25 protein-coding genes are annotated in these 24,064 nt (G+C 39.0%); 3 read left to right on the top strand and 22 right to left on the bottom strand.

Annotation, left to right across the window (positions count from 1 at the left end; all coding sequences use genetic code 11):
* Positions 1–39: 39 nt before the first annotated feature.
* Positions 40–4,008, top strand: coding sequence for a trifunctional transcriptional regulator/proline dehydrogenase/L-glutamate gamma-semialdehyde dehydrogenase (putA, locus tag ABN099_RS02380; RefSeq protein ID WP_349462105.1), 3,969 nt, complete (start codon positions 40–42; stop codon positions 4,006–4,008).
* A gap of 475 nt (positions 4,009–4,483) precedes the next feature.
* On the opposite strand, the gene fliZ is transcribed toward putA, so the two are convergent.
* From fliZ to ABN099_RS02410, 6 genes are all read right to left on the bottom strand, one after another.
* Positions 4,484–5,011 carry a flagella biosynthesis regulatory protein FliZ gene (gene fliZ / locus ABN099_RS02385; protein WP_064720291.1) on the bottom strand — a complete coding sequence of 176 codons (528 nt, stop codon included), beginning with the start codon at positions 5,009–5,011 and terminating at the stop codon, positions 4,484–4,486.
* 54 nt (positions 5,012–5,065) lie between these two features.
* Positions 5,066–5,788, bottom strand: a complete 723-nt coding sequence (locus tag ABN099_RS02390) for an RNA polymerase sigma factor FliA (RefSeq protein ID WP_349462106.1) — start codon at positions 5,786–5,788, stop codon at positions 5,066–5,068.
* A 453-nt stretch (positions 5,789–6,241) separates the two neighbouring features.
* On the bottom strand, positions 6,242–7,342 hold the full coding sequence (locus ABN099_RS02395; protein ID WP_349462107.1) for a FliC/FljB family flagellin: 1,101 nt from the start codon (positions 7,340–7,342) through the stop codon (positions 6,242–6,244).
* Positions 7,343–7,614: 272 nt separating this feature from the next.
* Positions 7,615–7,929, bottom strand: coding sequence for a HigA family addiction module antitoxin (locus tag ABN099_RS02400; protein WP_023581847.1), 315 nt, complete (start codon positions 7,927–7,929; stop codon positions 7,615–7,617).
* Complete coding sequence (locus tag ABN099_RS02405; RefSeq protein WP_349462108.1) at positions 7,929–8,207, bottom strand: type II toxin-antitoxin system RelE/ParE family toxin; 279 nt, start codon at positions 8,205–8,207, stop codon at positions 7,929–7,931. Before ABN099_RS02405 ends, ABN099_RS02400 begins: the two co-directional genes overlap by 1 nt.
* A 214-nt stretch (positions 8,208–8,421) precedes the next feature.
* Positions 8,422–9,129, bottom strand: coding sequence for a flagellin (locus ABN099_RS02410; RefSeq protein WP_349462109.1), 708 nt, complete (start codon positions 9,127–9,129; stop codon positions 8,422–8,424).
* A gap of 489 nt (positions 9,130–9,618) precedes the next feature.
* Between ABN099_RS02410 and ABN099_RS19035 the strand changes: the two genes are divergently transcribed.
* Positions 9,619–9,780: a YnfU family zinc-binding protein gene (locus tag ABN099_RS19035; protein WP_419788935.1), complete on the top strand. Its 162-nt coding sequence runs from the start codon at positions 9,619–9,621 to the stop codon at positions 9,778–9,780.
* 14 nt (positions 9,781–9,794) lie between these two features.
* Positions 9,795–9,935, top strand: a complete 141-nt coding sequence (locus ABN099_RS02415) for a DNA polymerase III subunit theta (RefSeq protein WP_349462110.1) — start codon at positions 9,795–9,797, stop codon at positions 9,933–9,935.
* Positions 9,936–10,014: 79 nt separating this feature from the next.
* Here ABN099_RS02415 and ABN099_RS02420 read toward each other — a convergent pair whose 3' ends face one another.
* The 16 genes from ABN099_RS02420 to ABN099_RS02495 form a co-directional block, all read right to left on the bottom strand.
* Positions 10,015–11,712 (bottom strand): hypothetical protein, encoded by a 1,698-nt coding sequence (locus ABN099_RS02420; RefSeq protein ID WP_349462111.1) that lies wholly within the window; start codon positions 11,710–11,712, stop codon positions 10,015–10,017.
* 25 nt (positions 11,713–11,737) lie between these two features.
* Positions 11,738–12,421: a hypothetical protein gene (locus ABN099_RS02425; protein ID WP_349462112.1), complete on the bottom strand. Its 684-nt coding sequence runs from the start codon at positions 12,419–12,421 to the stop codon at positions 11,738–11,740.
* Complete coding sequence (locus ABN099_RS02430; RefSeq protein ID WP_349462113.1) at positions 12,418–12,744, bottom strand: hypothetical protein; 327 nt, start codon at positions 12,742–12,744, stop codon at positions 12,418–12,420. Before ABN099_RS02430 ends, ABN099_RS02425 begins: the two co-directional genes overlap by 4 nt.
* Before the next feature lie 11 nt (positions 12,745–12,755).
* Positions 12,756–15,740, bottom strand: coding sequence for a phage tail tip protein J-related protein (locus ABN099_RS02435; RefSeq protein WP_349462114.1), 2,985 nt, complete (start codon positions 15,738–15,740; stop codon positions 12,756–12,758).
* Complete coding sequence (locus ABN099_RS02440) at positions 15,740–16,138, bottom strand: DUF6950 family protein (RefSeq protein WP_349462115.1); 399 nt, start codon at positions 16,136–16,138, stop codon at positions 15,740–15,742. Before ABN099_RS02440 ends, ABN099_RS02435 begins: the two co-directional genes overlap by 1 nt.
* Before the next feature lie 61 nt (positions 16,139–16,199).
* Positions 16,200–16,661, bottom strand: coding sequence for a YebO family protein (locus ABN099_RS02445; protein WP_349462116.1), 462 nt, complete (start codon positions 16,659–16,661; stop codon positions 16,200–16,202).
* 23 nt (positions 16,662–16,684) lie between these two features.
* Positions 16,685–17,266, bottom strand: coding sequence for a hypothetical protein (locus tag ABN099_RS02450; RefSeq protein ID WP_349462117.1), 582 nt, complete (start codon positions 17,264–17,266; stop codon positions 16,685–16,687).
* Positions 17,266–17,862: a hypothetical protein gene (locus ABN099_RS02455; protein ID WP_349462118.1), complete on the bottom strand. Its 597-nt coding sequence runs from the start codon at positions 17,860–17,862 to the stop codon at positions 17,266–17,268. The genes ABN099_RS02450 and ABN099_RS02455 overlap by 1 nt, the downstream gene beginning before the upstream one ends.
* Complete coding sequence (locus ABN099_RS02460) at positions 17,863–21,159, bottom strand: phage tail tape measure protein (protein WP_349462119.1); 3,297 nt, start codon at positions 21,157–21,159, stop codon at positions 17,863–17,865.
* 42 nt (positions 21,160–21,201) lie between these two features.
* The gene (locus ABN099_RS02465) at positions 21,202–21,432 is read right to left on the bottom strand and encodes a phage tail assembly protein T (RefSeq protein WP_349462120.1); all 231 of its coding nucleotides are present in this window, start codon (positions 21,430–21,432) and stop codon (positions 21,202–21,204) included.
* Positions 21,433–21,476: 44 nt separating this feature from the next.
* Positions 21,477–21,890 carry a hypothetical protein gene (locus ABN099_RS02470; RefSeq protein ID WP_349462121.1) on the bottom strand — a complete coding sequence of 138 codons (414 nt, stop codon included), beginning with the start codon at positions 21,888–21,890 and terminating at the stop codon, positions 21,477–21,479.
* A gap of 8 nt (positions 21,891–21,898) precedes the next feature.
* Positions 21,899–22,600: a hypothetical protein gene (locus ABN099_RS02475; protein WP_349462122.1), complete on the bottom strand. Its 702-nt coding sequence runs from the start codon at positions 22,598–22,600 to the stop codon at positions 21,899–21,901.
* Positions 22,601–22,609: 9 nt separating this feature from the next.
* A complete protein-coding gene (gp17, locus tag ABN099_RS02480; protein ID WP_349462123.1) occupies positions 22,610–22,972 on the bottom strand; it encodes a tail completion protein gp17 in 363 nt (120 codons plus the stop codon).
* On the bottom strand, positions 22,956–23,429 hold the full coding sequence (locus tag ABN099_RS02485; protein ID WP_197269975.1) for an HK97-gp10 family putative phage morphogenesis protein: 474 nt from the start codon (positions 23,427–23,429) through the stop codon (positions 22,956–22,958). Before ABN099_RS02485 ends, gp17 begins: the two co-directional genes overlap by 17 nt.
* On the bottom strand, positions 23,419–23,748 hold the full coding sequence (locus tag ABN099_RS02490; RefSeq protein ID WP_349462124.1) for a phage head closure protein: 330 nt from the start codon (positions 23,746–23,748) through the stop codon (positions 23,419–23,421). Before ABN099_RS02490 ends, ABN099_RS02485 begins: the two co-directional genes overlap by 11 nt.
* On the bottom strand, positions 23,745–24,047 hold the full coding sequence (locus ABN099_RS02495) for a head-tail connector protein (RefSeq protein ID WP_349462125.1): 303 nt from the start codon (positions 24,045–24,047) through the stop codon (positions 23,745–23,747). The genes ABN099_RS02490 and ABN099_RS02495 overlap by 4 nt, the downstream gene beginning before the upstream one ends.
* Between the last annotated feature and the right edge of the window lie 17 nt (positions 24,048–24,064).

The raw sequence follows: 24,064 nt of genomic DNA on the forward strand, positions 1-24,064 counted from the left end.
ATGCCACGTTGATAAGATGTACGATATGAGGAGCTCTACATGAGTAGCACAACAATGGGTGTTAGACTTGATGAAGAAACCCGTAATCGATTAAAAGATGCCGCACAAAAGCTAGATAGAACATCACATTGGCTAATTAAGCAGGCGATTTTTAATTACCTTGAACAAATTGAAAATAATCAGTTGGCATTACCTGAATCAATACTTTCAACACAAGACATTGATGAAGACACTGATCTTCCAACAATGCACTATCAACCATTCTTAGAATTTGCTGAACACATTCACCCTCAATCAGTTTTGCGCTCAGCCATTACATCTGCTTATCGTACACCTGAAACACAAGCCGTACCGATGCTATTGCAGCAGGCAACACTACCTGAAAACGAAGCACAAGCCACTCATAAACTGGCTTATTCCATTGCAGAAAAACTAAGAAAACAGAAAAATGGCATAGGTCGTTCAGGGTTAGTTCAGGGGTTATTACAAGAGTTTTCGCTATCTTCTCAAGAAGGTGTTGCTTTAATGTGCCTTGCCGAAGCGTTATTACGTATTCCTGATAAAGCCACTCGTGATGCACTTATTCGTGACAAAATCAGTCATGGCAATTGGCGTTCTCATGTGGGACAAAGCCAATCTATGTTTGTTAATGCAGCAACCTGGGGATTACTCTTTACCGGGAAACTGGTAGCAACACATAACGAAGAAAAACTATCTAACTCACTTAACCGTATTTTGACTAAAAGTGGTGAGCCACTTGTCCGTAAAGGCGTTGATATGGCAATGCGTTTAATGGGCGAGCAATTTGTAACAGGAGAAACTATTTCTCAAGCGCTTGCTAATGCACGTAAGTTAGAAGAAAAAGGCTTTAGCTACTCTTACGATATGTTAGGTGAAGCCGCATTAACGGAAAAAGATGCCCAAGATTATTTAGTCTCTTATCAGCAAGCCATTCATGCTATTGGTAAGGCATCTAATGGCAGAGGAATTTATGAAGGTCCCGGTATTTCCATCAAACTTTCCGCGCTACATCCTCGCTATAGCCGTGCACAATATGAACGAGTGATGAGTGAACTTTACCCTCGCCTGCTCTCTTTAACACTGCAAGCTAAACAGTATGATATTGGTATTAATATTGATGCCGAAGAAGCAGATAGATTAGAGATCTCTCTCGACTTATTAGAAAAACTCTGTTTTGAACCAGAATTAGCGGGTTGGAATGGTATCGGTTTTGTTATTCAGGCCTACCAGAAACGTTGTCCATTAGTGATTGATTATGTCATTGATTTAGCACAACGCAGTCGTCGGCGCTTAATGATCCGTTTGGTTAAAGGTGCTTATTGGGATAGTGAAATTAAACGCGCTCAAATTGATGGGCTTGAGGATTATCCGGTTTACACTCGCAAAGTGTATACCGATGTTTCTTACCTTGCCTGTGCTAAGAAATTGTTATCTTCTCCTAATTCTATTTATCCTCAGTTTGCCACTCATAATGCGCACACCCTTTCCGCTATTTATCATTTAGCCGGGCAAAACTATTACCCGGGTCAATATGAATTCCAATGTTTACATGGTATGGGTGAACCCCTCTATGCACATGTTGTAGGTAAAATTGCCGACGGAAAATTAGGTCGCCCTTGCCGTATTTATGCGCCAGTTGGAACACATGAAACGTTATTAGCTTATTTAGTTCGCCGTTTATTAGAAAATGGCGCTAACACATCATTTGTTAACCGAATTGCAGATACCACTATTTCGTTAGATGAATTGGTTGCAGATCCCGTTAAAGAAGTCAATCAAATGGCTCAAGCAGAGGGGCACGTTGGTCTATCACATCCGAGGATCCCACTTCCTGATAAGCTTTATGGCGATGAGCGTAAAAATTCTCAGGGTATTGATATGTCGAATGAACACCGTTTGGCATCGCTATCTAGTGCATTATTAACCTCAGCAATAGAAAAAATACATTGCGAACCTCTTATTGATGGCGAATTTAATCAATTAGAAACAGAGTTAGCGCCTCAAACGGTATTAAATCCTGCTAATCATGCCGATATTGTGGGAACTGTGCGTGAAACCACACCAGCTGAAGCCGACTTAGCATTAGCGATTGCTCAAGAAAATGGTGAAATTTGGTTTGCAACGCCACCAGCAGAACGTGCTGCATTTTTAATTCGTACTGCGCAATTAATGGAACAGCAAATGGGTCCATTAATGGGAATTTTGGTTCGAGAAGCAGGTAAAACCTACAGTAATGCGATAGCCGAAGTTCGTGAGGCGATTGATTTTCTTTATTATTATGCAGCTCAGGTTGAAAAAGACTTTGATAACAATACCCATCGTCCTTTAGGACCCGTGGTTTGTATTAGCCCATGGAATTTCCCATTAGCGATATTCAGTGGGCAAATTGCCGCTGCATTAGCGGCGGGTAATACCGTATTAGCAAAACCCGCTGAACAAACACCACTTATTGCCGCCAAAGCGGTTGCGTTATTTCATCAAGCGGGAATTCCTCGTTCTGCGTTACAGCTATTACCGGGTCAAGGTGAAACCATTGGTGCACATTTAGTTGCTGATGAACGCGTTCGTGGCGTGATGTTTACCGGCTCTACTGCGGTCGCGCATATTTTACAAAAAACATTAGCGGGTAGATTAGATAGCGAAGGTCGTCCGGTTCCTTTAATTGCAGAAACTGGTGGTTTGAATGCCATGATTGTGGACTCTTCCGCATTAACCGAACAAGTAGTTACCGATGTCATGGCTTCCGCTTACGATAGTGCAGGTCAACGCTGCTCAGCACTGCGCATCTTATGTATTCAAGAAGAAGTTGCAGACCACACCATTGAAATGCTTAAAGGGGCAATGGCTCAAGCTAATATTGGTGACCCAAGTCTTTTATCAACAGATATTGGTCCAGTGATTGATAAAGAGGCAAAAACAGGGATTGACCACCATATTCAAGCAATGCGTACTGAAGGTCGTACTGTTTATCAAGCGTCTCATAATAGTTTATCGAAGCAGATAGAGAACAAGAGTACCTTTGTTCAACCTACTTTAATTGAATTAGATAACGTCAGTTCACTGAAAAAAGAGATCTTCGGTCCTGTTTTACATGTTGTTCGTTACGCAAGCCAAGATTTACCAGCACTGTTAGATGAGATTAATGCAACAGGTTATGGTTTAACCATGGGTGTTCATACGCGAATTGATGAAACTATCGCGTATATTGCTACTCATGCCAAAGTAGGTAATTTATATGTAAACCGAAATATGGTAGGTGCCGTTGTCGGTGTTCAGCCTTTTGGTGGTGAAGGATTATCAGGTACTGGACCTAAAGCTGGCGGTCCTGCTTATCTATATCGCTTATTGTCTAAACGACCTGAAAATGCAACAACCCAAACTTTATCGCGTCAAGATGCTTATCTTCCTCTTGATACTTCAATGCGTAATAGTTTGCTGCAAACTTATCATAACTTTATGGCATGGTTATCGAATAAAGTTGAAAAAAATCATTATGCTGCATTAGAAGATTACGCGTTTGCTTCACAAGCAGGTACATTACGCCTATTACCGGGACCGACAGGTGAACGTAATACTTATCAGTTAGTTCCTTGTGGTAATGTGCTTTGCCTCGCAGATAACGAACAAGACACCTTAACCCAAATAGCGGGTGTATTAGCATCAGGATGCCATGCCCTTGTTGTTAACCATGCCTTCTCACAAAAAGCTTATCGTGAACTACCTGATGATGTCAGAAAATCAATCACCCTGACGGAGAAATGGGATGATGATACCGTTAAAATCAACGCGGTTATTTATCATGGTGATTGCGATCAGCTTAAAGAAACCTGCCAAAAAATAGCACAACGACAAGGTGCAATTATTTCTGTACAAGGATTTTCTCGTGGTGAAACTAACTTATTGTTAGAGCGTTTATTACATGAAAGAGCGCTCAGTATCAATACAGCAGCCGCGGGAGGTAATGCGAGCTTAATGACAATTAGCTAATTAACAGACTCTCTTTCTCTCCTTAAACGTTGAGACCACCTTTAAAATAACGCTTTATTAAAGGTGGTTTTTTATTATCTGTTTCATTCGCTTTTAAATTTTACTATCAAAAAATACCACTCTTTGATGAAAGGTTGTGATTGTACTCACTCTTTTACTATTTATGATTAGTGACTCTCTATTTTGGTAAATATACTTAATCATATATCAACATCAAGATTGATATAAAACACGTCATTATGAATACTTGTATTACTTGCGCTCCCTGTGGGCGCATTTTTATTTATAGATGAGGTAATAATAAAAATAAGAACTCAACCAAGGATTAACGCTACATTTAAGCCCGTAATCACATAAAAATAAAGAGCAATAAAGAGAATGGAAGGTAAGAGAAAAAAAGAAGTGATATAAGGAAAATAAGCAATAAAAAAGGAGCAGACATTGCTACTCCTTTTGAGGTCTCTCTTGATAGCGGTTAGTGGCTACTTAACGATGGGGGCTCTTGGCACCAATCGAGATATTGCTCATACTTGCGCAGCGCAATATTGTAGTTACTAAATGCAGAGGGAGTGAGCTTTTTACTCAAGTCTGACTGAATTTTCTCTGTCGTAAATTCTTGACGAGGAAAATTAGTTGAAGTCAGTAATTCATCAAGACGACGTAAACGAACCACATACTCACGAACTGTGCTGTGACTCATTTCCGTTTGTTCGAATAAATACTGTTTAAAAGCCATAATGTCAAAGTAATCAGTTTCACTATTACAGTAAATCTCACTACAAAAACGGCACAGCGCAGAAAATTTCTCTTGCAGAGAGTCCCATGTTTCATCATCAATTAAATCAGTCATTTCAGAAATGGCTTCTTTATTAATAACTTGGCGATTGAATACGAGCGAAATACGATCAAGCGCCTTATGGCAATGTAAACAATGGGTCTGGCTGTGTTTATAGTCTTTAATATAACGGCTTAGCGGCCGTTTCTTTTGTGTTGAAACAGACATAAGAGATAAAGCCCTGTGTTGTAGTCTAAACAAAAACAAAAATAAGCAAAACTTCTATTTCTCTGGGTTTAAGCGTGCTCGCAGCCTTTTAATTGCCTGGCTGTGTAGCTGGCTTACGCGGGATTCCCCGACATTAAGCACTGCGCCTATTTCTTTCAAATTAAGTTCTTCCTGATAATACAGAGTAAGAACCATTTTTTCCCTTTCGGGAAGCAATTCTATCGCGTCTATGACTCTTTGGCGAATATCACTTTCCAATAACATCTGTAATGGATTGTCATCGTGATCTTCGTCCTGAGAGGGTTCACAGCTTTCACCGTAAATTTCATGCCATTCGTCATAAGAGAACAATTGGCTGTTATTCGTATCCAATAGGATCTGCCGGTATTCTGCTAACTCAATCTGCAAATGATCAGCAACTTCCTGTTCTATTGGTGGTCGTCCTAGATCCTGCTCTAGTTGATGAATAGAATGTGTTACTTCTCTGGCATTTCGGCGCACACTACGTGGCGCCCAGTCGCGGCTGCGTAGCTCATCTAACATCGAGCCACGAATACGTTGAACAGCGTAAGTGGTAAATGCAGCACCCTGCATTGAGTCATAACGCTCAACAGCGTTTAATAACCCTATTCCACCCGCTTGCAAGAGATCATCCAATTCAACACTCGCAGGTAACTTGACCTGTAATCGTAATGCTTCATGGCGAACCAAGGGGACATATCGCTCCCAGAGGCTATTTTTGTCCATCACGCCTTCGGCGGTATACAAATCACTCACAACAAAAGACACCTTTGGATAAAAGACCGGAAACCATTATCCGGCGAAACAGGCTTAGCAATCGGTTGAACAGTGAAGCAAAAGCGCCTCTTTTTCACCTATGCCAAATTTTCAGCGAAAATCGGGTTTTCATTGATAAATTAATTTGTCATTACATTACGAGAACTACTTTACCCTAAAACATCGGCGACTAATCCTTAGAAAAACCGTTAATTAAATTGATACTTTCTCTCATTAAAAGAAATTGCTGTATATAAAGTGCATTTTGTTCATAAAAAAATAACATATAAATCATATAATTTTATTTTGTAAGATTTAACGTTCTTTATGTTGTTATCTCTCGCACCAGAATAATTGATTAAAAAACCTATCGAATAGATGATAAAACACCCACAACAATCTCTTGCCGTGGGTGTTTGGTCTATCAAATAAAAGAGAACAGTAATTGAAGAATTAACGAAGCAGTGATAATACGTTTTGTGGCATTTGATTGGCTTGTGCTAATACCGCAGTACCTGCTTGTTGCAGAATTTGGTTTTTACTCATATTTGAGACTTCAGTTGCATAGTCTGCATCTAAAATACGGCTACGTGAAGCAGTTAAGTTATTGACAGTATTAGTTAAGTTAGTAATAGTTGATTCAAAACGGTTTTGTACAGCACCTAATTTAGAACGCACTTCATCCACTTTATTAATCGCAGAGTCTAATGTTGCTAGGGCATCATCATTTACATCTATTGTTTTAACATCAGTACCCGCACTGGCGGTAAATTTATTACCTGCAACAGCAGAACCTGCTTTCAGTTCAATATCATCAGTACCAGTAACTTCGAAATCAGATTTACCGACTAAATATTTATCAGCACCTTTAGTAACAACATATTTATCAGCGACTGCTTTACCATCAACAGTATATTCTTTAACTGTAATACCTTTATATTGAGCACCACCAGGAATAGCTAAAGTAGTAGCATCAACATCAGCACCTTCAGCAGTCACACCTTTTTTAGCGGTTGATTCGGTATACAGTTTATCGTTTCCAACACCTAAAGTGTCGTTATCAACTTTGTCTAAATTAAAGGTAATCTCTTCATTATCATTAGAGCCGACTTGAATAGTCATTTCGGCTTTATCACCGCTCAACACTTTAACGCCATTAAATTGAGTTTGTTCAGAAATACGATTAATTTCGGCAAAACGTTCAGTTACCTCATTTTGAATAGAGGAGATATCAGAGGTTGAGTTAGTACCATTTTTAGCTTGAACAGTTAATTCACGAATACGTTGTAAGTTATTATTAATTTCATTTAATGCGCCTTCAGTGGTTTGGGTAATAGAAATACCGTCATTCGCATTACGAGAAGCTTGAGTCAAACCATTAATATTTGAAGTAAAGCGGTTGGCAATTGCCTGACCTGCAGCATCATCCTTGGCGCTATTAATACGTAAACCAGAAGAGAGGCGTTGGATTGCCGTATTTAATGAGCTTTGAGAGCGATTTAAATTATTTTGAGCAATCAGTGATGTTGGGTTAGTCATAATAACTTGTGGCATACAATATTCCTTCGACTTGATTTTAAAATATTTTTTAATGAATAGGTTTGTTATTACGTCGCTGTAATAACGTGGCAATAACACTATCGACATCAATTCGAAGGGATTTACGATTTTTGGCGTCGCCAAAATAGTAAAAAAAGCCAGTCAGTTAATTTGTAAGAAGTAATTAATTGCAGAAAAAAGAGAAAGCGATTGAGAGAAAAAATAAAACTAAAAAAGAGTAGGTGTAAATATAAAATAACAGGGGAAAAACTCCCCCTAGTTTGACCTTAGCGATTAGATAAAATATTTACTTCATCAATCATTTCGCCATAAGTTTCAATTTTAGAAGTATCTATTTTTTCTTCAAGTTGCCTTAAATCATAAGTACTTTGAAGTCGCAACCAAAATTCAGGCGTGCTACCTAATGCGGCAGCAATACGGATCGCAAGTGACGGTGTTAATGCTGTTTTCCCTGTTAATAAACGTGAAACTGTTGCGGGAGTTACGCCAATATTTAATGCAAAGCGACGCCCACTGATCCCCATATCGTCTAAATCTCGCGCAATAATTTCGCCGGGATGTGAAACTTTAAATTGTCTCATTAATGATAGTCCTCATAGTTTAGAATATAGGCATCGCCGTTAATAAATTGAAAAGTAATACGCCAATTTGCTCTTACTGTAATCGACCAATACCCTTCCCGATCACCTTTTAATTTATGAAGTTTATAGATTTTCCGATTTAACTCGCTAATATCTTTAGCCATATCAATAGATTGTAGTCTGTCATTAATTCTTTCAGCATCTTGAGCAAGAACACCTGATGTAACACCTTTTTCAAAAAGCTGCTTTAATCCTTTATGCTTAAATGATTTTATCATCTTTAAATCCATGTTACACGAGATGTAACATCATAATATGACGCTTCCGTAATGCAATATAAAATAGTTTCTACCTACTATTTTAGGAAAAACGTTATCTTTAAATAAGTTAGGAGAATAGATATGAGAAAAAAATAAGGTACAAAAACAAAAAAAGGTCCTCTTACGAGGACCTTTTGCATATAGAAAGGTATCTTTTGTGTCAGAGTACGAATTAACGTAACAGAGACAGAACAGTTTGTGGTACTTGGTTTGCTTGAGCAAGTACTGAAGTACCAGCTTGTTGCAGGATTTGACCACGGCTCATGTTAGAAACTTCTGTTGCATAGTCAGCATCTAAGATACGGCTACGTGCAGCAGATAAGTTGTTAACAGTGTTGTTCAGGTTGTTGATAGTAGATTCAAAACGGTTTTGAATCGCACCTAAAGAAGAACGCATACCGTCAACAGTGTTGATAGCTTCGTCTAAAGTTTTCAGTTGAGCTTCAGCTTTTTCAGCTTTCTCAGTTGCTGCTGTAGCTTCGTCAGCTGTAAAAGTTTTAACTTCTTTACCAACTTTATATTCTAAAGTTTTAGCATTTGCTGGGTCAGCAGGGTCTTTAACTGATACTTCAGCTTCATAAACTTTACCACCGATAGTAACAAAGTTTTTGCCATCTACTTCTGAAACTGCAGTAACAGCAGCTGCAGCAGCGCCATCAACTGAAGCTGTACCGAAATCAGCAGCAACAAGACCTTTAGCATCAGCAGGTGCTAATACAGCTGCTGTTTTTTCGCCCGCTGTTAATTTATCAGCAGTCATACCAGAGAATTTAGTTTCAGCACCAACTTCTAAGTCTTTAACTTTCAGTGTTGAGCTATCTACTTTTTTCAGGTCAAATTCAATTTTTTCTTTGTCGTTAGTACCAACGTGAACGGTCATTTTTTCTTTTTCGCCGCTCAGTACTTTAACGCCGTTGAATTGAGTTTGTTCAGAAATACGGTCGATTTCTTTTAAACGCTCACCAACTTCTTCTTGGATTGATTTGATATCTGATGATGTGTAATATTAATTAACGTTAATTAGCTTACAAACCTACAGCAAATAACAACAAACAAAAAATATTATTTGTATGCTTTTGCGGTGTTATGCTATTTCTCTACTTTCTTGTGTCACAATCTTGACACATAAAATTCCCCCTATATCCATCAGCCGAATACATCATAACCCCCCCCAAATCTAACCAAAGAAGAAAAATCAATATAGATTTATCAGCTTCAGATATATCATACAAAAAACGTCTCTATATGCCTGTCATTGTCATAGAAATTAGGCATCAACATTAGTTGCTATAAGTAAAAGTATAAAAATTGAGCGCCTAATCATAAATGATGTATACTGAATCACGATATCCCTTAATGGGTGAAATATATGAAAGCTTTTAATGTGATAAGAATGTTTCAAGACGCATTAGTAGAAGTTACCTGCCCAAGTTGTTCCCATGTTGCAAGACAAAATAAACATAAACTTAAGAAGAACCTAATCCTAGTATGCCCAAATTGTGGCTACATGTTTTATTTCAATAAAATGTAAAAACAAAACTCTATATGCCAGTTGTTGCATCAGAAATAGAACGACAACAACCAGCATATCTGCGCGAGTATTTTAATGAGCGATTGGCGTTTTATCGGGATAGAAATAAGGAGTTGCCTGACAGTAAATCGGTACGGTATTTAAAAACAGAGTAGTGCCGATGTTGGATGGGATCGCCTGACCAATATAATCAATCAGTTATCAATTTCTGGTGTCTTATTGGTGTCCTGATTATTAAAGTAATACGTCATTCTCCCCCAAACCAAATTGCTTTTTCATCTCCTCTTCTTTTTGCCTACGTTCCTCTTCCGCCTTCTGCGCTTCTTCCATCTCACGCATTCTCACGTTATAGATTGATAGCTCTGGCATCTGTACACGAACAGAGATAAAGCGACTAGTTGGGATATCAATCGGGTCACCATCGTTGAAACCGTCAATATCATTACGAGCAAACTTAGGCGCGTCAGGGTGAGTACGGTGATACGTTTTAACGAGAATAGAACCGTCTTTGTTAACTTTAGAGTTAACCCAAATCAACGGCTGTTTATTGACATCGAGTGGAATTTCAATACCGCCATCGACACCACCCCATCCTGCATCGGAATTAAAACCCAGCACACCCTCGATAAGATATTCGCCCTGAGATACTCGAGTAACCGTAGCGCCTTCTGATTCGTCGTTAGTGGTGAATGTTCCATCTGCTTTGATGTCTATAATAGGAGAGGCTTTTTTGTAGAACCCATTAGAGTCTGGTTTAGCATTGCCTAAATGTAATATTTCATACGTTGCAATCCACTGCCCTCGCTCCTTATACGTATAAAAAAGATTCCCATTTCTCCCAAAAATACCTGTTTGGTAACCATTAGGTTCATTTGCGTGAGCTGATATAAACCCTGTAAAGACAGAACCTGGGCTACTGCTATTTATGTTTGTTGCTGTGTAAAATCCATTACTTTCAAAATCATCTTTATTTGATTTTGTTCCAAAGCTTTCAACAAGCATAAGGGTGCCACCTCTCCTCTCTGGAAATCTAATACTATTACCAGAACCATCATAGGAAAGGTAAAATCCGTAAGGAATACCCTTTTCAGCTTTCAATAACCCAAAATAATTTGTTGGATTAGATTTATCTGAACTATAAAGCCCTTGGTAAGACATTAACTGACCATTAAATCGCTGAGCATTATTTGTCGTTCTATTTGCTAATAGTTGCCATTCGTTCCAAATATTATTACTACGACGTCTAAATCCAAAATCCCCATTATTAAAATCCGTAGTTGCTTGAATTTGCAAAATACTACCAGTACCATCATTTCCACCATTCCTTGATGCGCTAATAATTGGCATGTACGCATCTAAGAAATTATTAGAACCACCACCATCACCAGCATAAAAACCACTTCTATTTATATTGTTAGCGTCTTTACTTGTAGGCGAGTTAACTTTATCTGAATTTAATGCACTAGAGCCTACCCCGTAGTCACCAATATGTACCGTTTTATTATCATCCGCTTTACTACTAATATCATTTTGCATCTTTTTAATGCTATCGAGCGTAACAATTTCACCATTTGGCATTTCAATTTTTGTCTGCCCTGTTTCGCTCATCCACGTGCTCATCGCATCGAGAAAATATTGCGTATACGCATTTATTGTGACCATGGTTCTAGCTGCGTCGCTATTATTATCCGGCTCAGTGATATTAATTGAGAATGTGGTGTTAGTTGTTGTTGCTAATGCAGCTTGTGCTAATACTAATTCGGTATCGGAATTAACAGATTTAATCATATACGGAATATTAGTATTTCCCGATTTAATTAAAATAGTCATTCCAATATTAATAGCTGGATTATTATTTTTAAATTTAGTGCCAGTTCCGCGGACAATAGCAGATGCTGACACTGTATTAACAGTACCTGTTGTGTATATCATATTAACTCCATAGATTTGTTATATTTTATTTCCAGCGAGGTAATGCATCAGGGGCATATGCAACAATACATCCCTGATCATTTGAGTATGAATCCCCACCCCCGAATTGTGATGGGAAAGTGGATCTTGTTATGATTCCATCATTAGAAATTGCATACCCAAGACCCATGCTGAAAAAACTTAACTCGATCACATCAGTTACCTGTGACATAACCATACATCCATCATGCCCTGATATGTGAGGGAGTGGTTTATTATTTATAATGCCATCATAAGATAGATTTGTAATAACGTCTTTTATCCGCAGTGGCAACTTAGATGCAGAATAAAATAGCTTCCCATCGTCATTGAATATATTCACCTTTGTTTTTAAGTCGCGATCTACATCTAATATCGGTCTATATACATATATATTATTGTAATCAGCGCACATAATACCAAACTGTGATTTTCCATCAGGGATAGGAAATGCAGTTGCCCCACCACCTTCCCCCTCTCCACCCCATTTGTATCTTACGCTCCTATGGAAGAAAATATATTTATCCCATATATCAGGATATAGCACATTGTATGCGTAATAACGCAATGTAGGATATCGCGGGTCTTCTACCGTCCCATCCTCCAGCATATTTATGATTTTTTCCAATATGTACGTATTTGAAGAAAGAAGTCCTAACTCAGCCCCATTAATTGCAATGATTGGTTTCATTTTCCACCAACAAGTTTAAATACAGTGACTATTGGAATGGTTGAACTACCAGCACCATGCCCTGAAACGTATGTCCATGAAACAGTGTTGTCAGATACTAGAACATTAGTCACACTACTATATGTTATAGGTCCCATACCCCGCGGGGTTGTGCTAACTATTGCGATGATTCTCTCACCACCAACTAAGTATTTTTTATCAAACGTGAAACTATTATTTTTAAAATCAACCCGTTGTGAGTGAATAACATAACAGAACGAATCAATGATGTTATCAACAACGCCGGACTCATGATAAACATTGAAAACAGGTTTTCTCATCACTCCCCCATTAATTACACAAGAGCAATTTCAATGCGAATCTGCCCCTTTTCATCATATAGTCGCAAACCAGAACCATCTAAATTCATTCTGCTCCCTGAATTATTTGAATTCATTTCAAATGTGCCATCAATCATATCTAGTCTAACGCCTGATTTAGCATGAGAATAGTTTTTAGAGCGCATGTCTGTACCAACAATAACCTCTTGAATATAAGCCTTCTCAATGAACGCATCGTTAATAAAGAATTGCCCATTTTTTGCAGCCATGAATAATTCCATTTTTCCATTTGCAGGGTTATACCATGCAAAGTTATTCGCGTTATATCCGATATAGGATTCTAGTTTTCCATTTTTAACTTGAGCGCTAATGACTTGCCCTGCTGCATTGTATTTAGTGCCGTTATGAACAATCGTGATATTGATTGAGTGCGTAACAACACCGTCACCTGATTGACTAAACTCAGCCTGCATCTTCTGATTAATCATGCCCTGCTGTTTGCCGAATTGCGCCTGCACCTGCTCCTCGGATTTAGCCATTGCTTTATTAGTAGTTGAAATTGCTTCTTTATTTGTTATAACGTCTGCAGCAATGCGTCCAACCTCTTTATTTGTATTGCCTAGATTTTTATTAGTATCATCAATGCGTTTATTTGTTGCCTCGTTAGTTTTTTTTAACTCAGTACGAATCTCCGTAGTTGATTGTCCGAACGCCTCATCTAGTTTTGAAATTGAAGTTTTAACTTCTTTAATCTCTGAACTGACTGTTTTGTTTGTGTCATCGATTGAAGAGTAAATTTCCTTAATTTCTTGCGCCCACGCTTCGCTATCCGTTGCGCGAACCTGCCATAGCTCTTTGATGCCAGCTTGAGATTGACCATGTTTCACTAACAAACTACGTGATAGTTGAGAGTCCGCGTTACTAAGAATAATCGCGGTTTCTGCGCTCCAATCAAGCTTTTTATCCAGCTCTTTAAACGCATCCGTTTCTCTAACCGTGTTATCTAAATCATCAAAAATATCTGAGGGTAATGAGACTGGAATACCGGAAGATTCTATAAATGCAGATTTACCATAACTATTGATAGTTCTGATATAGAAATAGTAAGCGTGACCAGCTTTTAAATTCTCTTGCGTCCAGAAGTTACCTTGACCAACTTTGTTTGTTTTGGTGATCACTTCATTTTCAGAGAGATTAGCGAGTTTTTTCTCACTGAACCAAAACTCAAATGTGTAGCCAAAGACAGCACTATCGCCCTGTTTAGGTGATGCTGTTAAACTGAACATACCGGGTGTTATTTCGACACCAATCGGCGCAGGTGGTGCTTGAATAGCAAAATCACTAATAGCAGGTGCAGACATAGCACCAGCGACATTAATTGCTCTCACCTCAACACGATAAGTGCCTCTCGTTAAACCATTAATCTCGACCCGTTCACCCGGTACCTGAATAGACTGAATAACTTTACCGTTTTGGAGAATATTAACCGTGTTATAGCGAATATCGGATGCCACGTTCTGCCACGATATATATCCTTGAACGATGTCTGTAACAGAGAGAGGAATAAAGGTCAGATTGATGGGCGCTGCTACACCGCTTGTGGGTAATTTAGTGAATGGAGGTCTAATAAAGGGTTTACCAATCACATCCTCATATAAATAGGCACCATCTTCTTCTAATGTCAGAGAGACACCTTCTAAAGCATGGAAGGTCCATTCAGCAATACGAAACTCAAGACCACTAATATTTAAAGAAGGTAAATCTAATAAAACAACCTCACCAGGGCGATACGCATAACCATCTAAATTCATTGTCAGTTGAACACGTCTACCGGCTTTCTTTTTGCGCAAGTATTGTCGAGCTAATCGCTGGGCTTGATAAGGGCTGGTAACAAAGCGGTAATCAACATTTTCCCTGATTTCTAAACCATCTTCTTCTATCCATTCATTGACAATAACAGGCGTAAAATCTGTCTTGGTATAGAGTTGCTCAGCGTCAATAAAAGTACCATACAGCGCATTAGTAGCATCTTTTAGCCCCGTTTCAGGGGTGCAAGTTACGGTATCAATGAGTTGTGATTCTGTAATAGTTTTCAGTGCTGGACCGTAATATGCACCGACTTGAATGCCGTGTTTCCCTGCTGTAAATGTAGGCTCAGCATTAATACATTTATGCATTGCTTCCAATACACTGGATGGGCTTTCATTTAGATCATAAGCACCATTTAATGTGTATCGATGCTCTGAGCTATTTTCAGCATTACTTACATTTTCATCGCATAAATCCGCAGATTGTTTAAAACTGTCAAAATCAATATCGCTATCAGGAACCTTTAAATAATCTCTATAATAATCAAGAATAACTAACGCACCATTATTCGACCATTCTGTTTTCCCTGTACGCGGATCAAAGAGTTTTTTACCCCAAATTTCACATTTCACATTGGGTAAACCATAAGGGAATTTTTCTTGGTCAAATGTGAGTGTTACACGTAACCAAGCCATACCACGCCCAATCATATCCTCTTTCCATGATGGGCAGCTTTTTAGCATAAAGGGATCGGCATCTTTCCTATCGTTATGTAATTCCCATGAAGCCTTATCACCAAAAGTCTCAATGAGATCATCACCAAGCCAAATTTTCCCCACCCTATCGATAGGATGCCCAGCCAAAGCAAGCGCTAGTGTGATTTTTTCATTTTCCTCTTGTTCTCCTGGTTCTTCTTCAGCAAAAAAAAGCAATCCAGAAGCAACTGTTTTCCCAACAATGACGGTTTCTGACGCAGAAGGAGAGCGTAACATTTGCTTGCGTTCGCTAGTGTCACGATAATCCATTGAGGGAATTTTCGGTTTGAATATTAAAGAGCCAGCAACTTGAACTGCAATACCTGCCGACATTAACGCAATGCCTAGTGGTGCAGTGATCCCCCCATTGAATAACCCTGCGATCATCAACCCTGCGCCAACCACTTTTGTAATTAATCCACCATTACCACCCATTATTCTACTCTCCACGCCTTGATGGGGTTAATTTTCACTGGTCTAACTCCAATAGAAGTAACTCCCCAATAATTACCAGCCCACACTACTGCCATGCTGTCTCCGTCTTTACCTTCAAACATCACAAGATCCCCACGCAGCACAGAATCGACAGAAATAGATTTAAAGTAATGGGAAATTGCCTTATCCAGCGAGCCAAATTTAGATTTGATAATGTTGAATGCTTCTGCTTTGGTTTTATATTTCCCAAGAAAGGGCTTTATTGGAGAGAACCCACATTGGGCATTAATACATTCAGAGGCAAAAATACAACAATCAAATTCACCCCATGAAAAAGGGCGTCTCATGGCTGCCCTTATGGTTTCAGGTAACTGGAGTGTCCAGTTTTGGTGCTTCATTAAAACCTCTTAGAAAACAAAAAACCCACCTAAGTGGGTTTATAAGAAAAATAAAATGTTATTAAAAATTTATATTTTGCTTAAATAATTCGTTAGCTATCTTCTTGTTTTTAGGTGGTAATAATGAAAACTTTTCTTTTTTCAATATGGTAAATAAATCAATGGCCTCACTAATTTCATCACCTTGTGATTTTTTTCTTTCAATGTACTTATTACCAAATTTAGCAAATTTAATAATCATTGATTCATTTAACTTACCATCACTTGAAAGAATATTATCTCCGATAACTTGTGCTTCACGAAAGTAATCAATGACCAGCTTTTCTTTTTCTTCATTATTAAGTGTAATAGAAGATGAATCTAATAATGATGTTAGTAATTCGACTTGCCTGCGGTTCTTTTTATCAATTGCTTCTAATAATTCCACAACTCTATCGGCTCTAACACTAGCTCTATTTAAGAAAAACCAAAATACAATGGAGATTATTAAAAGAATGATATACACAATAAAAAATGGATCCATGTCTTGTCCTAGTTAATAAAATATTACTTATAAATGAATGCAGGCGCGTCTTTCTTACTTCCCCAATAAATAGCGCGTTCAGCCATTTGAGCCACATAGCGAAAGATACGATCACCCTTCCTTCGAGATGACCATGATTCATCGGTGAACCTGTCCGGCAAACCGATTGACCATCGTTCGAATCGATTAGAAACATTAACACAAACAGCATTCTCTTCACCAGAAACGACACTAATTGATGAGATCTGCCCGACAAACAATATTTCCGCTAACAGCGACTTACCATCTTCCCCAATCGCCACCATCATTAATCGCACTTCTCTCCCTCGGCTTTGTTCATTCATCACCATACCGACAAGGGATTTGTCAAAACCAGCTAGTTTAAGCTGTAATTGAGGGGGGCTTGTTGTCTTGTTTTCATTAAGTTGGCTGATTTCACCAAGACTTCCAACACCTAAATAAGTCTCTCCTGCAATCACAAGCTGACCAACGCCAGTATGCGCACAGGTAACTCCTGATTTTAGGTTTAGTCGAGCTGCAAGTACGATATAAGCACCTTCATTGATTGCGTTTACCATACCGTCAGAAAATGGATGATATTGCATTAATACAGCACCTCCTCAAATGAAAGAGTAACATTAGAGTATCCCAACCGGCGATGTTGAAACTTTCCCTGATCGTTGTCTGATAATCGAAAAACTCCAAAAGGGGCTTTGATGATCAGCTCTTCGTTCAATGCGGGTGAAGTTCTGAGCATGGGAGAAATTGAAATGACTGCTCGCCCTTCATTATCGCTAACAACATCGGATACTACCATTTTCAACTCATTCCCAATCGTGAGGCGGTCACCTTGCTGTAAAACGCGCATATTTCGCTTCCAGCCTGATGTTTGTAAAGAGACACCAGACTGACCGGCTAAAGAAACTTTAGGAGTTCCGTACCCTTCTTTCCCTTTTCTGATCCAGCTCGATATTCTCACTCTTCCTGACATACCATCAAGTGCCGCAACAAGAGCCTCAAGTTTACGTGATTTTTCTTCGCTTAAATTACTAAACGTTAACTCACAGCGCCAACGGCTCCCCGGAAAACGAACTGTTTGACTACTGCCATTAAACGGAGAGGTAAATGTTTTACTATTACTGAGTAATTGCCAATCTTCATTAATAGGACATACATCTTCTGGCCATGCTAAAATATTCATCTACACTCCTAACGTTCTACGTGCAGTTCCATTACTCTGAAAATCTTGCAATATAATCGCTCTTGCTTTTTGTGCACCAGCTTCGGTGCCTTGCTCTGCCGCTTCTTTCATTGCTTGAGCAAGAACAGCATCACCATTACCTGTCACTGTAATTTGATTTACCACTGTGATATTAACTCCTGATGAAGATGATGTTGTGACTGGTGTTGACGGCACCTTCCCAGCCAATGAGCCAACAAAACCACCAGAAGCATAACCTTGTGTCGAATTCATCAAGCGATAAAGATTGCCGATCCCTAATTTTGCTGTCGCTTCTTTTGTGAAGACAAACTCACCACCATGAACAACCCCTTTTGGCTCAAACTTTCCACCATGTCCTGTATATCCACCATACGCGAAAAGCCCTCCTGGTCCTCCACCAGCATCACCACCACTAGAAGCTCCGCCCATAAAAAAGCTGGTTCCTGCTTCAATCGCTTTAAAAACCAGCATCTTCATCACCATCCGAGTAATGTCAGATATCACAGCATTCGCAAAGTCTTTAAAACTACCTTTACCTGTTAAAACAAAATCAGCTAAAGAATCAGACATATTATTCAGAGCATTAGCAGTTACGTTTTTAACGTTTTCCATCACATTGGTAGCAGAATCACTAAAATCTGAAAGTCCCTGATTTAGTCCTTCGACTGGATCTAATTTCATTAACTCCCGTTTTTGTAATTCGGCATCAATTTTTTCCTTTGTAAGCTCGACATTGCGCTGTAAGTTTGCGAGTTCCTTACCTCCTAAATCCACTTTGGCTTGTTGGTAAAGCAAATCAATCTGTCTAAGTTCATTTAGCCTTTCTTGTTCTACTCGTGTTTTGCCAATCAGGGATGTTTCAAACTGCATTTGCTCAACTTCTTTACCGCGATCATAAGCAAATTGCGCGACAGAATTAGCACGAGCCATATCATCAATGGCTTTAGCTTTCTCTTTGATAGTTTCGATTGCCTTTGGATCAATCTTTAATATTTCGTCGAATTTTTCTTTATTCTTTTTGATATCAGCAAGTGCTGAATTATATTCATTAAATGATGAAGTGGTACCGTATAGCTGAATACTTTGTCCATCAGCAATTAATGAAGCTTGTTTTTCTTGTAAATCAGAAAGAAGCTTTGTGTACTGTTTGGCATAATCAATGCTTGATTTGGCCGTTTTGGGTGGTTTGATTTTTTTAGATTGTGAGGCAAGTTGTGCGTCAATTTCAGCCTGTAACGCTTTATCATAGCCTTGCATATCAGGCGTTACTTTTCTGCTAGATAGGACATCCTCTGCATTAAGCTTAGCCAATGCGTCACCTGTAGCTTGCGCCTTTGCAAGAGATCTATTTGATTTTTCAATAGACTCTTCTATTTGTTTAGCTATAGTAGCTGTAACATTAGCTTGACTGCTCGTGACTTGATTAGTTGTGTTGATTAATGCGTCATAATCAATTCCTAGATTTTTTAATGTTACCCTAAACTTATTTGTTACAATGTCTGCATTTTCTATTTCTAGCGCATAGCGTTTGTATTCTGAACTCTGCTTACCATATTTTTCTTCAACCAAGGCAAGCATTTTCCTCATATTTGCTTTTTGTTGCTCTAATGCATTAGCTTGTGTAGAAAAATCCCCCATAAGAACATCAAGTTGCTTTTGTGCTTCCGATACTCTCTTAAGATATAAATCCCCCACCCCTTGTTCAGAAAACACTCGTTCACTTTCAACATTGTATTTAGACAAATTTTGCAAGGATGTGATTTTTTGCTTAAACTCATCTATCTTTTCCATCTGAGCATTAATACCCGATGACATCTTACTTAAGTTAGACAACAATGTTGCATTGTCCATCGCTTTCAATGCATCAGTGGAAGTATTAAGTGCATTGGCAAACTCAATAGATTCTATTTTTGCTTGCTTAACGTTTTCACTATATTCATACACACCAATCCCAATCGCAGCTATAGCAGTTAACGCTAAGCCAACCGGACCACCCGTAAAAGCAAGCGCTCCACTTAATGCCCTACCTGCAGTTGTTGCTTGACGCCTTGTTGCAGTTAACGTGCGCTGGGTAATAACCTCTGCCATTAGAGCTTGCTTGTATCTTAATGAACTAGCTGTAGCTATTGATTTACTAGCAATAAGATTATCAAGAGCTATTTTTTCGGCACTTGATCCTCTGGCAACTTGATACTCTACTTTAGCTAGATTCAATGCAGATATTGCAGCCTCTTTATCTGCCAGCGATTTCCTAACAACACTTGTCGCAGCAAAACTATTTGCCTCTGCACTTCGCAATGCGGCTTTTGCCTCATTAGCAGAAGCTTGATTTTTAAGATATGTTGCTTTTGTCCATTGAGAGAGTTTGGCAACAAGCGCTGTTACAGCAATAGCTTCTACTATTTTGGCAACACTTGATAAATTGTTAGAGAGCCCAGCTAAGCCGGTATTTAATAGTTGAGTTGCACCTGTGCTTTGGTTTGCTTCACCAACAAACTTCGTCATTGCAGACTGTAAATTAGTAAATGATTGGCTAACAGTAGTGACGCTAGTAGCAAACTTTTGATCAACAGAGGCTTTCACTCGTTCTAATGATTCAATAATTTTATCTATCGAGGTTTCACCGTCTTGGGCTCTTTGTTTTAATTCCCCCATGCTGATCCCCATTCCCTCAGCAATGGCTTGTGCTAAACCGGGGATTTGCTCAATAACAGAGTTTAAATCTTGTCCACGTAACTGGCCTGCCGCTAACGCCTGACCAAATTGTGTTAAACCCGTTGCTGCAGCTGCTGCACTGGTTCCTGAAAGAGAGACGGCTTTAGATACCGTTTCAGTCAGTTCGGCTACTTTTTGCTGGTTAATACCTAATCGTTCTGCATTATCAGAAAAACGCTGATAAACCTGTGCGGTTGCATCAAGTGATTGGTAAGTTTTTTGGGCGATGGTATAGACATCATTGGTCGCTTTATTTAATTCTTGAGTGCTCTTTGTAACTAACTTCAATCTGTTTTGTAAATCCGTCCAACCATCGGCATAACTGATCACCTGATGAACAGAAAGTGCGCCTGTCACCGCTTTAGCAAAACTAGCAAATGACGAGGCTGATTTAGCTGTTTGTGATGCCATGCGTTCTTGTTGAACAGTAATAGACTGCAAACTCACACGAACACTTTGATTGAACCGTTCAGTTTGATGCTGACTACGGTTGATCGCATTGGTGAAACTAGCCGTGTTCAGCGTTAAATCGATATTTAATGTTCCCAATGCGCCAGCCATAGAAACTCCTTAAAACAATAAAATAAGAGCCCCAACAAGGGGCTAACGATGAGCTAAAACATTCTGAGTAACACTATCCCATTCTTCAGCTTCTGTGGGCTTTTTCTGCCACATTGGCATAAAGTCAGTTAATTGGGGTGGGGTAGATTTCGGATCGCAATTTGTCATTGCTAAAAGATGAGCCACTTGCGCCATTCGGTAATCCTCTCGCCATAAACCAAAGGGCTGTTTGCGATAAAAGGCTTCATATTCACACAAATGGCTTTCTGGCATTTGTTCTATTTCTGAGAGGGTTTTACCTAATGCCAACGACAATATTATTTGGAATTGTCGTCGGTCTGTGAGTTTTTTTCGTTACCTCCCTCCGCATTAAAAACAGCATTAGAGAACCCTTGCCCTAAACGATTTAGACCTTTTAGGTCCCCTTCATTTTCAGCATCAAAAAGGAGTTCTCCTTTTTCATCACAAAGTTTAAGGGCCAGCATACGTGCCACATCAAACTCGTCATAAACACGGTTCATTGCTTCATTGAATTGATCCGCATCCTCTTCGTCTAAATAAATATCTTGCTCTTCTGCAAGCTTCATTTTTATTTGACGTAATTTTCGCTGAATGTAATTCATGGTGCCAACATCCAGTTCTTTAACATAAAAGGTATTATCTAGATAAGTGAAAGGAGTAATTTTAAGTGCTTGATTTAACACCAACTCACGTAATAATGCGCTTGACATAGTGACCCTTATTTCGTTTTGCTAAGATTAGTTTTTTGTACAGAAGCTAAAGGAACATTTAAATAGTCACGACCAGACAATTTAATCGACACACCTGAGTCCATCATCTGTCCAACGCTCCCCTCAATGTTCATCCCTGTTTCTATCGAACCAAAGTAGAACATGGCGCCTTCATCGCGAGTGAGCACCATTTTTACAGCAAATTTTTCTTTGCTATTTTCATACTTACGTAATAATCGCTGAACAGCGCTAGAGCTATACTGCAAGAAGAACGTCAATTTAATTGAGCCGTACTCAGTGTCACCCGACTCATATTCTTTTCCGTCACTACAAATTGTTGTCACATCAATTTGTTCAGTTGTTGAGCCATCTTTACTGAAGCTTTTTACGGCACAGAAATTATTTGACCATTGAATTCGTTGCGCTTTTGCTTCTGTGAAATCGGTGGGTAATGTTTTTTCGCTCCAATTCACTTCATCACACAATGTCACTTTATCGCCTTCGACACTGGCGACAGGGAAACGCCCATCGAGTTCGCCTAAACCTGATAACATAATCATGTCGTCAGCTTTTAATTTACTTCCTTCAATGGTGAGTGTTGCAGGAGAGAGTGTCGCAGCAGTAATGCTTACCTCCTCACCTAATCCTGTTTGAACAAACAGCTTCGTACCAAGAAATGGGGTTGCTTTATGATTTTTTTGCTTTGCCATATCAATATCCTATTTATCTGATGAGATAATAAATTCCAGAATGAGCCGATGTAATTTGACATCGGGTTCATATCCGAAAAAGGTATTAATGCGTTGAGAAAAAGGAATACTTTCAACCATGATTGAGTTTATTTTCTTACGCATTGTTATTAAGTTTTTTGGGTTAGGGTCGTACATATCGAGTTGGATGCGATAGTCATCGAGATCCATCTCCACAAGCGCGTTATTCGGTGTGATACTGGGAAATTGGATTACTATTGCTGGATAAGCCAATTTACCTTCAGGTAATACCTGAAAAAAAACCCTTCCATCGACTAGCGGTGAAAGGGCTTCCTTTAATTGATAAATCATATTATTACCTTGTTTTCTCAATTTCCTCTTTTAACGTTTGAACAATCACTTTTGCGGTGGCTTCTTTTTTAGCTTCAAAACCCGGTCTCATAAAAGGCTGAGCCGGCATCTTTGAAGTACCAAACTCAACAAACCACCAATAAAAGGGATCATTCGGGTTCAATGCTGCACTTTTTCCTGTCGCTTGTTTGAATGCAGTGATTTTTTTACCCGGTAAAGACTTTACCCAGATACGTGTTTTTGTTTGCCCGTTACGCTGTACCTTTGTTTTAGAGCGAACGTTACGTTTAATTGTCCCCTTGCGTCGATGTGGAACCTCTTCTTTTAAAATAGGGACACGGCTCTTAATTTCCTTTTTTAATGTCGATGCCCCTGCATTCATTGCTTTGCGGGCGCTACGGTTTCTAACTTTGCGCGCAACTTCTTGCATTTTTCGTTGTATTTCAGGCAATCCACTGATTTTAATCTCACCCATCATTAACTCCTTCCTTGCACATCAGTTGTAGTTCTCGATGTTGTTCTTTCGGATCAATAATTGAGATGATATCGAATACCCTTTCACCATAAACGACACGCATTGACGTGTTTATTCCTGACACATAACGAATAAGAATACGTGTGCTGGCTTCACTTTGAACTTGCTGTGCCTGAAAGTATTCACGCCCCTGATAAGGTGCAATAGAGGCGCGTACCTTAGGCAAGAAATCCTCCCAAATTACTTCATTACCGCTAATTGCATCGGGTGCTAATGTTGGTTTTTGTATTTTTATATTATGACGTAATCGACCAGGATTCATTCAGCACCTCGCCAATTCCGATATTGAAATAACAACCGTTCTACCGCTTTATTTTCATATAATTGAATTTCACTTTGACTAGTTCTATGTTCAAACATATCTCCGAGCACTAAGAGCATGGCCGACTTAACTGGATGAGGAATATCTTCAGGTAATTTCCATGCTGGCTCATCACACCATCTCAAACAATAATCGAAAGCACTTTGAGCATAGAATGTAATTTGTTCATCGCGATCATTATCGTCATACTCAATATGTTGTTTTAACAATGGAAGTGAGACTACATCTAAGATATCCATAAGCAATATTAGGGAGA

Source organism: Proteus hauseri, assembly GCF_040139125.1.
Taxonomy (GTDB): Bacteria; Pseudomonadota; Gammaproteobacteria; order Enterobacterales; family Enterobacteriaceae; genus Proteus; species Proteus hauseri_B.

Coding starts and splice junctions, on each gene's coding strand:
- ABN099_RS02445 (WP_349462116.1), bottom strand. CDS start 16,661: ATGGATCCATTTTTTATTGTGTATATCATTCTTTTAATAATCTCCATT.
- ABN099_RS02440 (WP_349462115.1), bottom strand. CDS start 16,138: ATGAAGCACCAAAACTGGACACTCCAGTTACCTGAAACCATAAGGGCA.
- ABN099_RS02470 (WP_349462121.1), bottom strand. CDS start 21,890: ATGTCAAGCGCATTATTACGTGAGTTGGTGTTAAATCAAGCACTTAAA.
- ABN099_RS02420 (WP_349462111.1), bottom strand. CDS start 11,712: ATGATATACACAACAGGTACTGTTAATACAGTGTCAGCATCTGCTATT.
- ABN099_RS02495 (WP_349462125.1), bottom strand. CDS start 24,047: ATGGATATCTTAGATGTAGTCTCACTTCCATTGTTAAAACAACATATT.
- ABN099_RS02400 (WP_023581847.1), bottom strand. CDS start 7,929: ATGAGACAATTTAAAGTTTCACATCCCGGCGAAATTATTGCGCGAGAT.
- ABN099_RS02415 (WP_349462110.1), top strand. CDS start 9,795: ATGCCAGTTGTTGCATCAGAAATAGAACGACAACAACCAGCATATCTG.
- ABN099_RS02405 (WP_349462108.1), bottom strand. CDS start 8,207: ATGATAAAATCATTTAAGCATAAAGGATTAAAGCAGCTTTTTGAAAAA.
- ABN099_RS02450 (WP_349462117.1), bottom strand. CDS start 17,266: ATGCAATATCATCCATTTTCTGACGGTATGGTAAACGCAATCAATGAA.
- ABN099_RS02425 (WP_349462112.1), bottom strand. CDS start 12,421: ATGAAACCAATCATTGCAATTAATGGGGCTGAGTTAGGACTTCTTTCT.
- ABN099_RS02455 (WP_349462118.1), bottom strand. CDS start 17,862: ATGAATATTTTAGCATGGCCAGAAGATGTATGTCCTATTAATGAAGAT.
- ABN099_RS02475 (WP_349462122.1), bottom strand. CDS start 22,600: ATGGCAAAGCAAAAAAATCATAAAGCAACCCCATTTCTTGGTACGAAG.
- ABN099_RS02485 (WP_197269975.1), bottom strand. CDS start 23,429: ATGATGGGTGAGATTAAAATCAGTGGATTGCCTGAAATACAACGAAAA.
- ABN099_RS02490 (WP_349462124.1), bottom strand. CDS start 23,748: ATGAATCCTGGTCGATTACGTCATAATATAAAAATACAAAAACCAACA.
- ABN099_RS02460 (WP_349462119.1), bottom strand. CDS start 21,159: ATGGCTGGCGCATTGGGAACATTAAATATCGATTTAACGCTGAACACG.
- ABN099_RS02435 (WP_349462114.1), bottom strand. CDS start 15,740: ATGGGTGGTAATGGTGGATTAATTACAAAAGTGGTTGGCGCAGGGTTG.
- putA (WP_349462105.1), top strand. CDS start 40: ATGAGTAGCACAACAATGGGTGTTAGACTTGATGAAGAAACCCGTAAT.
- ABN099_RS02465 (WP_349462120.1), bottom strand. CDS start 21,432: ATGCCAGAAAGCCATTTGTGTGAATATGAAGCCTTTTATCGCAAACAG.
- ABN099_RS02410 (WP_349462109.1), bottom strand. CDS start 9,129: ATGACCGTTCACGTTGGTACTAACGACAAAGAAAAAATTGAATTTGAC.
- ABN099_RS02395 (WP_349462107.1), bottom strand. CDS start 7,342: ATGCCACAAGTTATTATGACTAACCCAACATCACTGATTGCTCAAAAT.
- ABN099_RS19035 (WP_419788935.1), top strand. CDS start 9,619: ATGAAAGCTTTTAATGTGATAAGAATGTTTCAAGACGCATTAGTAGAA.
- fliZ (WP_064720291.1), bottom strand. CDS start 5,011: ATGTCTGTTTCAACACAAAAGAAACGGCCGCTAAGCCGTTATATTAAA.